The following is a 16,737-nucleotide window of genomic DNA, read 5'->3' as shown; positions in this document are numbered from 1 at the left end:
CCTGTTTTATCAGAGCAACCTGTTTTATCAGAGCAACCTGTTTTATCAGAGCAACCTGTTTTATCAGAGCAACCTGTTTTATCAGAGCAGCCTGTTTTATCAGAGCAGCCTGTTTTATCAGAAGTGAAGCAGGAAATTGAAGTACATCGGATAGATTCTAAGCAAAAATACAATTTAATTAAGGATACAAATACACATATAAGACGAAAAGAAGAACTGAGTCAGTTGAGGACAATACAATTAAATGAATTCCAAACACAAACTCAAAATGTTCAAAGTATGAAGGAAAATACTTTAACTCAAGAGATAGAGCAATCAGACGAACCTGTGTCAATTGAAAATAAAGATGAAAATAATTTATTACAAAGTGCAGATATTATTTTTAATTCTGATTCATACCAAAATATAAAAAGTGTTTCATTGGAGCCTTTAGAGTCTACTGAACCCGCTGAAGATCCAGAGTGTATCTCTTCATCCCGTGAAACACCTGTGAAATCAACAAATTCAACTTTGCCATTGACTCCTAAAGTGGATTCTTGGGAGAGCAAAGAAGAAAAAAATGAGGTGGATCAGGCTTTATTCCAACCCAATACCGCTGAAATAGAGAATCAAAATGAGACAACGTTACCAACTCAGCCAAAATCTGAGCTGCTCCTTGATTATGTTGATGAGATAAAGTTACCATCGATGGTTAATGTATTGACAAATGAGGTGAGTCATACACCAATTGTAAGTTCTGCTCGTACTTCCGAAACAATATCTGAATCACTCACTATAGCAGTAGAAATAGATAATCCAGAATGGTCAAACAAATTTTCAGAGCATATCATCTGGCTTGGTCAGCAAGAAATTAAAGGTGCGGTAATTAAAATAAATCCTGAAGACTTAGGGCCCTTAGAAATCAACATTAAAGTAATAAACGATGTAGCTTCAGTCAATATAACGACACATAATCAGAATGTCAGGGAAATTATCGATCAGTCGTTACCTAAACTACAGGCAATGATGGCTGAACAAGGCTTAAATTTATCTGAAGTGCAAATTGATTCTGACACTGGTTCACGTCAATCTTCGCAACAGAATGATGGGGCTCAGGAACACTTGATGCTCGAAGAAGAAGTTGGAGTTACCCCCTTAAAAACTAAGAGGGTGATTAAAGGTTTGGTTGATTATTTTGCCTAAAAATTAATTCACACAGAACTTTCTATCAAGATTAAGAGCTAATTTTTAACGGCAACTTCTCTTACAACGAATCACACCTCCATTCCAGCGGTCAATGAGGCAGCTTTGACTACAGCCATGTCCTATGTACCGCCAATCAGTCCAGTAAAATCTTCTATGATGGCGATGGTGGTGGTATGGAGGCGGTTCATAATATGGAGATGGCTCATAATAATTGCCTGAATGATATCCAACGAAATAAGCAAGCTGTTGGCCTGACAGTTTTGAGCAAGTCGTTTCTGCCTTAGCTAAATTTGTGTATAAGAAACCGGTGAGTAATACAAAAGAGAGAACAAGGAGCCGAAAAATCTTATAGCTTGGAATGCTAATTTTTTCCATGTTGCAACTCCATCTGATGTTGTTACATTAGGAATTATAGATTATAAATGATTTTTCTGGGCAATTTTTGGATACGATTTATGAAGGATAAAATAATTCTAATTACTGGATGTTCCAGTGGAATTGGTTTTGATGCTGTTTTTAGCCTGAAGCAAAGAGGGCATAGAGTTATAGGATCATGTAGAAAAATCGAAGATGTTCAAAAATTATTAGATATGGGAGTAGAAGCTGTTCAACTGGATGTTTCGGATTCATCATCAATTCAAAATGGATTCGCCGAAGTATTGGTTAAAACAGAAGGGCGATTGGATATTTTAATTAATAACGCGGGATATGGCCAGGCAGGAGCATTGGAGGATATATCACGAGATGTATTGCGTGCTCAATTTGAAACGAACGTTTTCGGACTACTTGAACTCACTAGTCTGGCTATTCCCGTCATGCGGAAACAGGGATATGGTCGTATTGTTAATATAAGTTCGATTTTAGGCATAATCAGTATGCCTTTTCGCGGCGCTTATAATGCATCCAAGTACGCTGTAGAGGGCATAAGCGATACGCTAAGATTGGAATTGAAATCTTCAGATATCGAGGTCATCACTATAGAACCTGGTCCTATAGACAGTCGATTTCGAGATAATTGTGTAGATAATTCATTAAATAACATCGATATGCAACATAGTTATTTCAGTAAACAGTATGAGCGGATGCTGACTACTTTTAAGCAAAAGAAGTCCGAATCTCTTTTTACTCGAAAAACCGATGCAGTAATTAACAAATTGATTCATGCAATTGAATCAAAAAGGCCTAAAGCCAAATATCCAGTTACATTCCCAGCTCATCTTATGATTTTTTTAAAATGGATTTTGAGCGTTAAAATGTTGGATAAATTCTTTTTACTGGTTTCAAAAAATGAACTGTCCTAATTTTGATAATTTTGAGCTTTCAACTGTGATAAAAATGGAATGGAATGATAAACTTTTTTAAAAAAAGGAAGAAAAACTCAAATTTCTTTGCTAATATCTAAATGGGTTAAAAATCATTAACTATCAAGGAAGTAAAATTATGAAAAAATCAACATTAGCTGTCGCTGCTTTATTAACTGTATTAGCAGCTCCTGTAGTATCTGTTGCTTATGCAGATGATGCTACTAATACTACTACTAGCACTTGCAAAGGTTGTAATGGCTGCAAAGGCTGCAAGGGTTGTACTGGCTGCAAAGGTTGCAAAGGTTGCAAAGGTTGCGGTGGTTGCTCTGGTGAGTAATCTGTAGTTTTGGTTCTATAAAGAGGTAGTTTTACTACCTCTTGTTTTTTCCTTCCTATATGAAGTAAAGAAATATGATTACTCATTCTGAATTTAAATTACCCCAACTTAGCAATTGGCATAAAAATGTTTATTTGAATTACGCCAAACAAATTTTAGAAGCCCAACAACTAATGACAGCCAAAAAGGGTAAAAGCATTCTGCATTATACCTTACAAAGGAAACGACGCTTTGAACGAATGAGTCATTATCCTCATGGAGATCGTATTGATCATAAAACTGGTGCTCAATATTTTTATCATTGCCATAGAGAAAATTATGAAAGCACGGAGCATGGCCATTTTCATTGTTTTTTACGTTATAAGCATATACCCAAAAGTATCAAACCAGCGCCTTTAGCAGATTGGGACAAATATATTGATAACCCTATGACTCATTTGATAGCAATTGGCATGAACCAACTAGGTCAACCTATACGTTTGTTCACGGTTAATCGCTGGGTTACCTCTGAAATTTGGTATAATTCAGAATACAGTGCACGGCTACTTAAACATTATAAAATGACTTTAAGTGATGATCCTTATTGGCAAGTGTTGGACCGCTGGGTTGAAGGGATTCTACATTTGTTTAAGCCGCAGATTTTATGGTTACATCAAGAGCGTGATAAAAAAATTATGCATCATCAGGCAAATAATAGTCCAGTTGAGAACCCTTACATGGATTATGATCTTGAGGAGCTTTCCGAGATTTCAATCGATTTAAAACAACAAATTGAATGGATAATAAGCTAAAATATAATATTAGACGAGGATTGATTTTTTTAAATCAATCTTTGTTAATAAGTTTTTTCAGCCCTTCAATTCAAAAATCAAAATAATTAATCTGTACTATAATTTACATGCAAAACTATAAATTCTTGGAGCATTTGCATGTCATCCCACGCTAAAAATAGGACTGTAGACGATCTTGATTCGATACATGAATATTACATGGAAATCATTAATTCAATGCCCAATATTGTTTATTGGGTAGATACTGAATGCAATCTTAAGGGATGTAATAACAATTTCGTCAAACTGCTGGGGCTCAATACAATCAAAGATTTCAAAGGTACTCCTTATCAAAAAATGGAAGAATTTGCTCATTGGGATAAGGAACGAATAGAAGAATTAAAATTAGAAGATATGAAAGTAATATTTTCGGGTGTTCCTCAGCATAACGTGGAAGAAAAAGCGATTGAAGACAATTCGGGTAAGACTTATTACTTCCTGTCGTCACGTATACTAATGCATAATCGCAATAAAAAAGTAATTGGATTGATTGTGATTTTGAATGATATCACCTTAACTAAAGAACTCGAAAAACACGCTAACGTTTTACAAGAAGACAATCAAAAGATTAAACCTTTATTAAAAGAAGGTTATTTACCCACAGTGCTTATGGTAGAAGATAATATTATTGCACAAAACGTTGAAAAAGCGCTACTAACTGCATTGCATTGCCAGGTTGATATAGCTGATTCTGCTAATAGTGCAATAGAATTGTTTCAACCTGGAAAATATGATTTAGTGCTAATGGACATTGGATTAGAAGATTCTTCTGGTTATGTGGTTGCAAAACAATTACGTCAAAAAGAAAAAAATACACAACATCATGTACCTATTATTGCCTTAACTGGTTTTGAAGCAGACGTAGTAAAATACGATTGCCAGCATTACTTTATGGAGGGAGCAATCAGCAAACCTTTGACCTGTGAACAAGCTGAACAAATTATCAAACACTATGTATACCACATGGATGTTCCTGTACGTGGTTTGAAGACGACTTAGTATGCTGTTATTATGATCATTTTCTAAATGAACTTATTCTATGAGCAGTAATTCAACTGAATCCAGCCGCATTTTATCTTTAGATGTTTTTCGTGGTATTACGATGGCATTAATGGTTATAGTCAATAGCCAGGGAACACGAATTCCATACCCTATACTAGAACACGCTGAATGGAATGGATGTACATTAGCAGATTTAGTATTTCCGGCTTTTTTATTTATAGTGGGAATTACTACTGTAATTAGTCTGAAAAGACACATAAAAGAGGAAAGTAAAGTATTGCTTTATCGAAGCATTGTTACTCGTACTCTTCTTCTATTTTTATTTGGTATCTTTCTGAATGCTTTTCCATCACATTTTGATTTATCAACCGTTCGCGTTTATGGTATTTTGCAACGCATCGCATTTTGTTACTTCATTTGTGCTCTTCTCTATCTTAATACATCAGTTAAGACTCAAATTTTTATTTTTTTGGGCATTCTTATAAGTTATTGGTATTTTCTGATTCAAATTCCCATCCCTGTTCCTGGCATGGATCAATTAAGTATGACAAGAAACTGGGTAGGCTATATCGATACAATAATATTTTCCCCCGCACATTTATTATCGAAAACGTTTGATCCAGAAGGGCTTTTAAGTACTATCCCGGCGATTGCCACTACTCTATCTGGAGTTTTAGCTGGACATTTTTTGTTGACCTCCATCAGTAAGTATAAGAAAAGTATGATGATGATTACGATGGGCATATTATCCCTTTTATTAGCTTGGATATGGAGTTGTTACGTTCCTATTAATAAAAATTTATGGACAAGCTCATTTGTTTTATGGAGTAGTGGTTTTTCACTTATTGTTTTTGGTTTGTGTTTTTTTATTATTGATGTATTAGGTTATACAAAATGGTCGTTGCCCTTTAAGATTTTTGGCATGAATGCATTATTTATTTTTATTTTTCATGTTATTTTACTGAAAGTTCAATCCATGTTCGTTTTCACTCTGCCTAACGGGTCACAAGACGTTTTACGAGTGGCTATTTCAGAATATTTATTTGGTCGTTTTGGTCCAGAAAATGCCGCCCTATTTTACGCATTACTGTTCCTGTTCTTAAACTTTTTAGTTGCTGCTTTTTTATATCGACGAAAAATATTTTTTAAAATTTAGACAATTATCAGACTGAATTCAGTGGTTCTGCACGCTCTGGCATAGGATCTACATATTGTTCATCCTTTGGGAGTTAGTTATAATAGCAGGTTAGATTAAACTGTCTGAAGTTAATGGAGTCGTTTTCGATGCCAATTTATGAATACCAATGTACAAGTTGCAATCATCATTTTGATTTGATGCAAAAAATCAGTGATGAGCCCGTTAAGCAATGTCCCGTATGCTATAAAGATACTGTAATTAAGCTTATTTCAGCAGCAGGTTTTCAACTTAAGGGTACAGGTTGGTATGCTACTGATTTTAAAAACAAAAACAATAAACCACAGGACGCTACCCCTAAAAATGACGCCCCTGTTTCCACTGAGAAAGCAAAAGACACTTCTTCATCAAAAACAACTCAAGATGGTGACAATAAGTGAAAACAATGTCATTAAGAAGCTATTTACTCGCCGGATTGGTAGTATGGTTGCCCATACTTATAACCATTGGTGTATTGCGCTTTATTATTGACTTACTTGACAATACTTTGGCTTTAATTCCTAAAGCATATCAACCTGAACAATTAATTGGACATTATATTCCAGGTTTTGGAGTTATCTTATCGCTTGTTATTTTACTGGTCACGGGGGTCATTGCCACCAATTATTTGGGGCAGCGGCTAGTGGAGTGGGGGGAATCCCTTCTTATCAAAATCCCCTTAGTTCGATCAATTTATAAAGCAGTAAAACAAGTAATTAATGCGGTATTATCTACAAACAGCGAAGCTTTTCGTAAAGTAGTGTTAATAGAATATCCACGTAAAGGATTATGGAGTATCGCCTTTCAAACAGGTGCAGGAAATACTGCAATAAATAATAAAACAAAAGATGAAATGATCTCTGTATTTGTACCAACTACTCCTAACCCCACTTCAGGTTTTCTTATGATGATTCCCAGAAGTGATGCCATTGAGTTAGATATGAGTATTGATGAAGCACTAAAATTTATAATTTCTTTAGGAGTAATGCCGCCAGCATCAGAGGCTGCATTAAAAAACAATTTGTAAAAATTTATATAGGCGGTTTTATATGCGTACACACTACTGTTTGGGCGTCGATGAGTCAAGTTTAGGTAAAGAAGTTGTTGTATGTGGTTGGGTGCATCATCGTCGAGATCATGGTGGTGTAATATTTCTTGATGTTCGTGATAGCTCAGGTTTATTACAAGTAGTATATGAACCGGAAAATGAAATATCATTTTCTGATGCAGAAAAATTACGTTCCGAATTTGTTGTTCGAGTAACGGGAGTTGTACGGAGAAGACCAGAAGGGATGATTAATGACGCAATGGCCACAGGTAAAGTAGAAGTCGTTGGCACAAAGCTTGAGATTCTTAATCAGTCACCAACACCACCATTCTTGCCTGATGATTTCCAAGTCGTGAACGAAGATTTACGTTATAAGTATCGCTATATTGATTTGCGTCGTCCATCGATGAAACATAAACTAACGATACGTCATCAGTTAAACAGCTGTATTCGCAATTATCTCAATCAGTATGGTTTCCTTGATATTGAAACACCAATGCTTACAAAAGCAACGCCAGAAGGAGCTAGGGATTATTTAGTTCCTTCTAGAGTGCATCCTGGCTCATTTTATGCGTTACCCCAATCACCGCAGCTTTTTAAGCAATTATTAATGATTTCGGGTTTTGATAAATATTATCAGATTGTTCGTTGTTTTCGTGATGAAGATTTACGTGCTGATAGACAGCCTGAATTTACACAGCTTGATATTGAAATGTCTTTTATTGATGAAGAAAGCATTTTAAATCTTATTGAAGGATTATTAAAAACTGTATTTAAACAAATTCTTAATGTAGAACTACCCGAAAAGTTAAGCAGAATGCCTTATGCAGAAGCGATGCGACGCTTTGGCAGTGACAAGCCAGATTTACGTAATCCATTAGAGCTGATTGATGTTGCAGATTTAGTAAAGGAGTGTGATTTTAAAGTATTTTCTACTGCAGCAAATGATTCAGAATCACGAGTGATTGCTTTAAGATTACCAGGCGGATGCGATCTTAGTAGAAAAGATCTCGATGATTATGGTCGTTTTGTAAGTATTTATGGAGCCAAGGGGCTTGCTTACATTAAGGTAAATAATCTTGACGAGGGAATGGGCGGACTACAATCACCTATTTTAAAGTTTCTCTCTGACGAAGCAGTACAAGCAATTTTGCAACGCACTGAGGCTAAAACAGGCGATGTTATTTTCTTTGGATCAGATAAAAATCATATCGTCAATGAGTCGATGGGAGCACTAAGAATAAAACTAGGGCATGATAGAAAACTCCTCAAGGAAGGTTGGGAGTTATTATGGATTGTTGATTGGCCCATGTTTGAAAAGGATTATGAGAACAACAAATTAAATGCAATGCACCATCCATTTACTTCGCCTAAGGATCTATCACCTGAGAACTTACGTGCTAATCCAACACACACATTGGCAAAAGCTTATGATATAGTAATTAATGGTTATGAAATCGGTGGGGGCTCCATACGTATTCATCAATCGGATTTACAAAAAGCAGTTTTCGAATTGCTTGGAATTAATGAGCAAGAAGCTCAGGAAAAGTTTGGCTTTTTACTTGATGCCTTGCAATATGGTGCGCCACCTCATGGTGGTATTGCTCTTGGCATCGATCGTCTCGCTATGTTGCTTACAGACTCAACATCAATTAGAGATGTTATAGCTTTTCCTAAAACTCAAACAGCATCGTGCCTTTTAACGAGTGCGCCATCTCCTACGGGTAACGCACAATTAAATGAATTGGGAATAAGACTTGCTCCAACTACACAAACTAAATAGTAAACTTGGTAAGAGTTTAGCCAACCTCGTAAAAAAAATGATTATCCCTGCGAAAGCAGGGATCAACTCTCTAATTGGTGTAAAAGCAAATTTGGGGATAGATACTTGTGCTCGTCAAACTAATGTGTTCTTTGGACAAATGAACTCATTAAAAGTAAATCGTACTTTTTGGGGATTGTTATTTTTTTTATTTTGTTCTGCTTCCTTTGCTGCAGCTGCACCAGTAAAAAAGCAGGTTACTTTTTCTGAATACTTAACCCAGGAAAAAATTCACTTAATAACTGCAATCCAGGATGCAAAAAAACCGATACAGCTCAAAAGTGAAAAGGAATTTGGCATTAAAATGAAACAGGTGTCAGCAATACGCTCTATGACTCGTGTTAAAATTGAAAGTTTAGAAAGTTTCCTCGAACATCAAAATAAAGAGCAAAACAATCTCAATCAGCGTTTAAAGCAACTTCAACAGATGCCTCTCGATAAAGAGAATACGTCCATTCCCGAGCGCGTAGAGAAAGTTGAAAATTTAATCAATATTAATAAGCAAACAACTCAGCTCATTACTGAAAATTTAAAACTAGCTAAAGAATATCAATCTTCTCTCGATGATGAAATAAAACATTTGGAGTCGTGGCATTCAAATTTTGTACTTGAACAAAAACTAGTTCAAATTAAATCGTTAAAAGAGCAACTCAATAAACGCCTAACAGTACTTTATCAAAGCAACCTGAATAATCAGTCAGATAAGCGCTCTAAGTCATCAACAAAACTTTCAGAAGCAGATTACGAAGCAATGTTATTGATTAACAACCAAAATATTGCAGCAATTCAAAACCATTTAAATGCTTTAAATATACAAAAAACTGTGGTTAAAGCGGATATGGTTTACCTTAAGAATCCAGATACAAAAAATTTGCAGCTTATAACTGAGATTTATAAAGATGCTTTAAATCAATACGCAAAGAATGAAAAAACAATACAACACATAGAAAATTTTTTGGATAAGGAAACAAAACTTGTTGTATCACCAACGTTAAAGAAATCGATAAGTTCCTTACAATCTACTTTGGCGCAGCAGCTTAAAGAGGCGAATGTACAAAAACAACTTTTATTTAAAAGCTTGTCCGATTATCAAGCTCAGCTCAAAACACTCTTGTCTTCGCGACAAACCCTTGCCAATTATAGTTTGAGCAGCTGGCCAATTATTCTTAAAAAAATAGCAGCAATTCCTGGATTATTTTATAAATACCTAAGAACATTGGGCCTAAAAGTTTATGATAGCTATTTGTGGTTAAGTACTTTATCCATGGTTCTATTATGGGGTGGATTTGTGCTTACTGTAGCTTTCTTCTTTATGATAAGCCGTATCTTAAAGATGCTTCGGAGAGACAAAGAGCGCTCCCGTTTAACAGGTTACCTATATGATGGTGTTTTGGTTCTTATACAAAGAAATATCCCTTATTTTTGTATTGTTTCCATGCTCTGGTCATTACTTTATATAACGCATATTTCCTTTTCCAATTACCAATTATTATTTCAATTAATTGCAGTATGGTTTACTTTTAAAATATTAATCTTAATAGCACGCTTGGTGTTATTAGAACGAATCTCTGACTCATCAGGTAAGGATGTTAAACTTTATTACCGTATAAAATGGCTATTACTATTCGGCGGGTGGACCACCGCTTTAATGACTATTGGCCACTTATTACCCTTATCAATACTACTTCAAGATATATTTAACCGCTTATTTATGCTCTTTATTTTAACCGTATCTTTGGTTATATGGAAAAGTAAAGATGTTATTCCTTATCTTTTGCGCCCATTGTTCAAGAGCCAAAAAAGATATGTTAGCAATGCTATTTCTTTATTAGTTATTTTAGTACCTATTACATTGTTAACTACTGGGGTAATAGGATTATTAGGATTTATCGGTTTAGCATGGAGTCTTAGTCAATATCTAGCTTATGCACTACTTGTGCTAGTCGGATATATTATTGCCAGAGGTTTGTTATTTGATGCGCTGGAGTTATTTTCTGAGTTGATGATTTCTTCATTACGCAATGGATGGCTTTGGGTGGAGGTCTTTTTAAAGCCATTAGACAATATTTTACGTGTTTTACTACTAATAGCGAGTATTCATGTTCTATTCCAATTATTTGGTTGGAATTCCGATTCATTAGTTATGATAAGCTTAGGCAAGTTTGCTCAATATACTATTGTAAATATCCCAGGAATCCACGTAACTGTTACCAGTACTATAGAATTTTTTATCCTTCTTGCAGTATGTGTTTGGGCCTCTAAATGGACGCGCGAATTTTGTTATCGTTGGTTGTATAAAAATGCCAAAGATGCAGGAGTACGTAATAGTCTTTCAGTTTTTACTCAATACGCAGTTATTCTCTTAGGCGGTTTTGTTTCCCTGCATGTACTTGGATTTGACTTTAGTGGGATGTCAATGATTATTGGAGGTCTTGCTGTAGGTATGGGATTTGGTTTGCGCGATTTTGCAAGTAATGTTGTAGGTGGTCTTATGTTACTTGTTGAACGACCTGTGCGCGAGGGTGACTTGGTAACCATAGGTGAGCATGAAGGACGTGTTGCCCATATTGGCATCCGCTCTATGAGAGTTTGTTCTTGGGACAATATGGAAGTATTGATCCCTAATGCAGAAACATTTAACAAACCATTTACTAACTGGACACACCAGGATGGTATTGTCAGAACAGTTATTCCGATTAAAGTCAGTCGTTCTGATGATCCGGTGATGATCCAACAACTGATACAAGACGTACTGGCTACAACTCCAGAAATTGTTGGAGATCCTCCTGCTCAAGTATTTCTTAAGAAAATCGATGAAGCATTGCTTGAATTTGAAGCTCGATATTTCATTAATGTTCAAATTCACACCCGTTTTGAGGTACAATCAAAGGTATTGTTTGCTATTATGACTCAGTTCAAAGCAGCCAATATTAGACCTCCAATTGAACCACTCGCTATAGAGATTAAAGAGGGCCATGGTGACCTCACTGCCAAAAAACACACCGCCGAAAACTGAAGTTGAATTGCTTGAGCGTTGCAATGGTATCGCAGGCCTAAGTTTTGCCCAATTAGGTTTGAGCTTAGGGTTATTAATTCCTGCTCATCCTAATCAGAGAAAAGGGTGGGTTGGGCAAGCGATTGAGTTGGCGTTGGGTACTGATGCTCAGAATAAATCATTACCCGATTTCCAGGTTTTAGGCGTGGAGTTGAAAACATTGCCTCTAAATAAATCCGGAAAACCTACAGAATCGACATTTATTACTTCTATCCCTTTACTTACTATTCATCAACAGCAATGGAAGTCGTCTCAATGCTATGCCAAATTAAGACGAATTTTATGGGTTCCAGTAGAAGGGGATGCGGATATTCCTTATGCGCAAAGAAGAATTGGGCAGGGATTTTTATGGTCACCTGATGAAGCAGAGGAACGTATTTTAGCAGCAGATTGGAATTATCTATCATTTCAAATTAGTAGCGGACATATTGAAACATTAGATGCAAAATCTGGGGAGTATTTGCAGGTTAGACCTAAGGCTGCACATGGAAAATCATTATGTAATGGTTATGATGCTGAAGGGAATAAAATCAAAACATTACCACGCGGCTTCTATTTAAGAAGCAGTTTTACCGCAAAAATTTTATCATGCTCCATGAAGGAACGTTCAATGAAGTTATAATTGAATGATACAGCAGGACTAGCGGGGATTAATTCATAATAACTCAATTTAAGCTAGAAAAACTGAGCTATTTCGTCACATTGGGACCATGTTAAACGCTAGATTCTTAATTCCTTCTCGGAATTTGATGATTTACTACGATTCAATGTTACAATTTTTTAGCTAATTATTTGGCATTTTTAGTACCACTCAGCCATTTAAACAGAACATCATTGGATAAAATCTAAAAATTATTAAGTGCAACAACTGAAATTATCAAACCCGGAATACGTTCAGTATCCGGGCAACATATCTATTATCATTATTCAGATTTAGAGTGTCCAAAAGTGAGTACCGATGGCAACATATCTCTTATCTGATCGACAGGTTGTTTTACTTTCGCCATTAAAAGTTCTCTGAAATGAGTATCTGTTGCGAAATAACGGATAGCTCCCTCCACACCTTTGTAAACACCCACATCAAGTTCTCGTCGCTCTACACTCGCTTTTAAATCTTGCAGACGATTAAGATCGACATCGGATTTAGACGATGAAAAAAGAGAATAAGCATTGTATAAACTGCTCCAAATAGATGTTTTGGTTTCCTCAGTTGCAGTTACATTTTTCCATACCAACATAAACTCAGTGGAACACAACGGAGCCATTAATTTAATCATGCGTTGGATATCAGGATTAGAAAGTATGTTTGTATTATCGACTCCATCATATTCCGTCTGATTTTTTTTCAAACACCAGTTGTAAATAGTTTTCATTTCATCGAGTTGGCTATGAAAATCGGCAAGACTAAAATTCTGGAGAATATAGCCCGCAGCGCCACAGTAAAGAAACATACTTAGAAAGTAATTCGCAAACTCAGGAATTGGCAAAAGAAAACCTGCTAACCAAGAACCACCCCAAGCAGTTAACCCGGTACTCATTCCTTGGAAAAGGTACATTAGATTCGCATGGTACTCGAAGTCATTAATGTATTTTTTCAGCGCTGCTTGCTGTTCATCGTCATTTACGTTGTACGGTTTGGAAGTTAGTGCTTTTAAAGCTTCTGCACGGTCTTTTTTTGATTTTTCAACAGCAGTCATTCCATCAACAGTAAGTGTGCCCACAATACTCTCCTTGAAAAAAATTACAATAAAAACCCTATTCATCCTACCTGAAAAATGATGATTTGTACCATTGCTTTTTATAAAAAAACTATTTGCTATAATTGTTGAGATATTTTTATCAATTAAGCATCATGACAAGGTTTGTAGAATTAAAAGGACTTATTTAAAGATAGCTACTCTGCACTGGTTTTCTGGTGATAACAAGACCCATTATAAGTAAATCTGGGCGAAGCTTCCGAAGACTGGATTTGCTGGCTCGATTTTATTTGACAAATCAATAAATTATAACTAACCTTGAATTGTGCAATGCAACATAAGGAGATGCTAATGAAGAATGAATTTTTTGAACAAAAATTTTTTAACAATTTTGACGCTCCGATGCAAAAACTCATGGAGCTCAACGTTAAAATGATGCAAAACTTATCTTTAATGAAGCCAATGGATCTATCAAGCATAAAAAGACCAGAGGATTATTTTGAAAAAAATATGGAACTATTCATGCAAAATAGTCATATGACTCTAAATTATATGCGCGATATGTTTAATATTCTCGAAAGTCATTGGTTAAATGTCTCTCGTAATTTAGAGCAGAATACTAAAAAAATGATGAGTGAAGTTTCTACTACCATACAAAAAGGCACTAAAGAAGCATCAACCGCTGCTAAATCTGCGGCAAAAAAAGTTTCTTCATCTGCCATTAAAAAAGCTGCTTCACCTGCAAAAAAAGCAGCACCTACCGCTAAAAAATCTTCATTACCAGTAAAAAAAGTAAGTGCAAAAAAAAATACTAAGGTAACCACAAGTAAGACAACTTCTACATTGAAATCAAAACAGGTAGCTAAAAGCACACATCCAAAATCAACTGTAGTAGATGTCAAAGGACCAATGGCTCAAAATGCATCAAAGGACAATATAATAGCTGATAAAAGTATGCCGAAAATAAGCAACCTGGCTGAAAAAAGCAGTCCTAATATCCAAAATATGGGTAAAAGCAATCCCATAACGAATCAATAGTAATAAAAGAGCTCTATCCTAATAGTAAGAGCTCTTTTGTATAAATACTCAATCTTTTTATTCCAGGATTCCTTGTTTCTGGATCTCATCTTTGAAGTATTTGATAAAAAATGTTTTTGTAAGTTTTGGATTTTTAGTATTTTCTCTGATGAACTCAACTTGGAAACCACATTTTTTATAAAAATCAGGAGCCTGGAACGCGCTGGTAACTAAGTTTATATTATTATATCCTTTTCCTTGAAATTGAGCTTCAAGTGCTTGCAGCAGCTTTTTTCCATAGCCTTTGCCTCGATGGTGCTGATGTACCCACATATCATCAATATAAATCTCGGCAAATGCAGTGAATGCGCTTAGGGCGCCGCATACTTTTTGATTTTTATCCCTTAAAACAAAGCAGAACGGTTTATAATTTACATCAATTCCGTGAGTGGTTTCATATGCTATAAGATCTTCTCTCATGAGCTTCTCTACATCATCAGGTAGAGAATTATAAAATTCTATTGTAGGAGGTTTATTCTTTTGCATTACAAACTCATAATTTTTATTATAAAGTAACAAATTGATTAAAATAAGGTTACATAGATTGTAAATCTTTCGCCAAGGAGTATAGCAGTAAGTCGCTTCCTTGAGCAGCCCCAATTTGTATTGATACTGGAAGTTGATGATGCATCATAACTGGAATAGTCATTGCTGGCAGACCAGCATGATTAAATAGTGAAGTAAATGGAGAAAATTCAGTATTTTTTTGTAAATAGCGCTCAAACTCATCATCAGTGCTTAACTCGCCGATTAGTAAGGGAAGTTGAGCTAGGGCCGGGGTTAGTATTACATCCGATTGATTTAATAACCGATGTAGGGGTTGGGTAAGTTGGTATAAATGAGATTTTGCAATAAGATACTCATAGGCTGAAAGAGTTTGTCCACGTTCGTAAAATTCCCACGTCACTGGTTCGAGATCATTTCGAGTTGCCTTTCTTCCCAGTTGAATCTCTTGTAGCTTAATCACAGAATATGTATTTGCTGCGATAAGTGTGATTACACAATTTCCGATGGCTTTAAGATCCAGTTCCAGATTCTTTTTCTGAATTTTATGTCCTATTTTTTTTAATAATTCTTCAACTTTGTTTACTGCCTCAATACATGGAGCTGCAACAGGAACTGAGGCAAAAGCACCATCGAGATACAATACATTTAATGTAATGTTCTTTTATTAGATTGATGCAAGCGTACTCGTGAATGGTCCACTAATTGATTAAATAACGCCTCCGAATCTCCAAGTGATCGGGTCAGCACAAAATTGACTGCCAGACCAGACCATAACTCATTAGTTAAAGGGCCTGTTGGTGTTAGACTTGTTGTCGGCTTAAAACCAAATAAACCACAACATGCGGCGGGGATCCTAATCGAGCCACCACCATCGCTTGCTGTAGCTACAGGCGCAATTCCAGTAGCAATTGCAGCCGCAGAACCTCCTGAAGAGCCACCAGAAGTTCTGTTTTGATCGTAAGGATTACGGCAGGGACCTAATAAAACGGATTCTGTTACAAAGGAAAGGCCTAATTCAGGTGTGTTTGTTTTTGCAATAGGTATAAAACCTAATGATATCATTTTAGTGACCAGATCACTGGTGAACTGGGCAATATTGGTGGCAAAGAAATGAGATCCTTCTGTGCTGCGGATTCCCGAAATGGGTTGTCCTAAATCCTTAATTAATAAAGGAACACCATAATATGGTTCATTACCATTAAGATTGGCAAGGCACTTTTTGGCAAAATCAGAACAATCAATAACGATAGCATTGATTGATGTGTTTACTTCATTTATCCGTGAAAGAGCACAATTCATAGCTTCATCAGGGCTAATTTCACCTGCTTTAATTCGTTTTGCCAGCTCAATCGCATCACAGCTAAGATATTCTTTTACTAACATGAAAATACCTATATATTAAAATTCAGGTAACTCTCCGCGTCATCCCGAACCCGAGCGCAGCGAGGGTGAGGGATCTCCTGCGGTGTATCTCGGATACAGTCATGTAAAAAAACATTTGAAAAATTATGTGGTTGTGATCAAATAGCTGCATGAAATACTACGAACTAATCATCAGTACACTATTGGCTAGGATTGCGGAACTAGAAAAGAGAGTGACGCAACAGGCGGCAAGGATAGCAGAGCTGGAAAAACGTTTAAACAAGAACAGCAGCAACAGCTCAAAACCACCATCCAGTGATGGCTTAGAAAACCACCA

General features: G+C 36.0%; 16 protein-coding genes and 1 pseudogene. 13 read left to right on the top strand and 4 right to left on the bottom strand.

The genetic code is table 11. The annotated features are described in order from the left end of the window. Positions 1–1,182 (top strand): flagellar hook-length control protein FliK (locus tag BW930_RS17030; RefSeq protein WP_139325584.1); only part of this gene is annotated, 1,182 nt, incomplete at its 5' end. A gap of 45 nt (positions 1,183–1,227) precedes the next feature. Here the strand turns inward: BW930_RS17030 and BW930_RS15870 are convergent. After that, positions 1,228–1,560 (bottom strand): hypothetical protein, encoded by a 333-nt coding sequence (locus BW930_RS15870; RefSeq protein ID WP_058467085.1) that lies wholly within the window; start codon positions 1,558–1,560, stop codon positions 1,228–1,230. A gap of 80 nt (positions 1,561–1,640) precedes the next feature. Between BW930_RS15870 and BW930_RS15865 the strand changes: the two genes are divergently transcribed. The 10 genes from BW930_RS15865 (at position 1,641) to mutH (ending at position 12,379) form a co-directional block, all read left to right on the top strand. Beyond that, a complete protein-coding gene (locus BW930_RS15865) occupies positions 1,641–2,486 on the top strand; it encodes an SDR family NAD(P)-dependent oxidoreductase (protein WP_058467086.1) in 846 nt (281 codons plus the stop codon). 139 nt (positions 2,487–2,625) lie between these two features. Then, positions 2,626–2,826: a hypothetical protein gene (locus tag BW930_RS17405; protein ID WP_058467087.1), complete on the top strand. Its 201-nt coding sequence runs from the start codon at positions 2,626–2,628 to the stop codon at positions 2,824–2,826. Positions 2,827–2,900: 74 nt separating this feature from the next. Further along, positions 2,901–3,617, top strand: a complete 717-nt coding sequence (locus BW930_RS15855) for a DUF6969 family protein (protein WP_058467088.1) — start codon at positions 2,901–2,903, stop codon at positions 3,615–3,617. 138 nt (positions 3,618–3,755) lie between these two features. Next, positions 3,756–4,655, top strand: a complete 900-nt coding sequence (locus BW930_RS15850; protein WP_058467089.1) for a response regulator — start codon at positions 3,756–3,758, stop codon at positions 4,653–4,655. Positions 4,656–4,695: 40 nt separating this feature from the next. Further along, a complete protein-coding gene (locus BW930_RS15845; protein ID WP_058467090.1) occupies positions 4,696–5,814 on the top strand; it encodes an acyltransferase family protein in 1,119 nt (372 codons plus the stop codon). Between the two features lie 128 nt (positions 5,815–5,942). Continuing rightward, complete coding sequence (locus tag BW930_RS15840; protein WP_058467091.1) at positions 5,943–6,233, top strand: FmdB family zinc ribbon protein; 291 nt, start codon at positions 5,943–5,945, stop codon at positions 6,231–6,233. Next, entirely contained in the window at positions 6,230–6,859 is a 630-nt protein-coding gene (locus BW930_RS15835; protein WP_058467092.1) for a DUF502 domain-containing protein, read from the top strand. The genes BW930_RS15840 and BW930_RS15835 overlap by 4 nt, the downstream gene beginning before the upstream one ends. A 22-nt stretch (positions 6,860–6,881) precedes the next feature. After that, positions 6,882–8,663 (top strand): aspartate--tRNA ligase, encoded by a 1,782-nt coding sequence (gene aspS / locus BW930_RS15830; protein WP_058467093.1) that lies wholly within the window; start codon positions 6,882–6,884, stop codon positions 8,661–8,663. Next, on the top strand, positions 8,638–11,718 hold the full coding sequence (locus tag BW930_RS15825; protein WP_058467094.1) for a mechanosensitive ion channel domain-containing protein: 3,081 nt from the start codon (positions 8,638–8,640) through the stop codon (positions 11,716–11,718). The genes aspS and BW930_RS15825 overlap by 26 nt, the downstream gene beginning before the upstream one ends. Then, positions 11,678–12,379, top strand: a complete 702-nt coding sequence (gene mutH / locus BW930_RS15820; protein WP_058467095.1) for a DNA mismatch repair endonuclease MutH — start codon at positions 11,678–11,680, stop codon at positions 12,377–12,379. The genes BW930_RS15825 and mutH overlap by 41 nt, the downstream gene beginning before the upstream one ends. Before the next feature lie 301 nt (positions 12,380–12,680). Here mutH and BW930_RS15815 read toward each other — a convergent pair whose 3' ends face one another. Then, positions 12,681–13,478, bottom strand: a complete 798-nt coding sequence (locus tag BW930_RS15815; protein WP_058467096.1) for a hypothetical protein — start codon at positions 13,476–13,478, stop codon at positions 12,681–12,683. A 327-nt stretch (positions 13,479–13,805) separates the two neighbouring features. On the opposite strand from BW930_RS15815, the gene BW930_RS15810 reads away from it, so the two are divergent. Next, positions 13,806–14,492 (top strand): hypothetical protein, encoded by a 687-nt coding sequence (locus BW930_RS15810; protein ID WP_058467097.1) that lies wholly within the window; start codon positions 13,806–13,808, stop codon positions 14,490–14,492. A gap of 57 nt (positions 14,493–14,549) precedes the next feature. Here the strand turns inward: BW930_RS15810 and BW930_RS15805 are convergent, their stop codons facing one another. Next, entirely contained in the window at positions 14,550–15,017 is a 468-nt protein-coding gene (locus BW930_RS15805; RefSeq protein WP_058467098.1) for a GNAT family N-acetyltransferase, read from the bottom strand. Between the two features lie 49 nt (positions 15,018–15,066). Continuing rightward, positions 15,067–16,421 (bottom strand): annotated as a pseudogene (locus BW930_RS17465) (amidase). A 149-nt stretch (positions 16,422–16,570) separates the two neighbouring features. Here BW930_RS17465 and BW930_RS17390 point away from each other — a divergent pair. Continuing rightward, on the top strand, positions 16,571–16,737 hold a 167-nt coding region (locus tag BW930_RS17390), incomplete at its 3' end, for a DUF6444 domain-containing protein (protein WP_254843429.1).

Source organism: Fluoribacter gormanii, from assembly GCF_900156395.1.
Taxonomy (GTDB): Bacteria; Pseudomonadota; Gammaproteobacteria; order Legionellales; family Legionellaceae; genus Legionella; species Legionella gormanii.
This window is presented reverse-complemented; position numbering and strand designations above follow the sequence as displayed.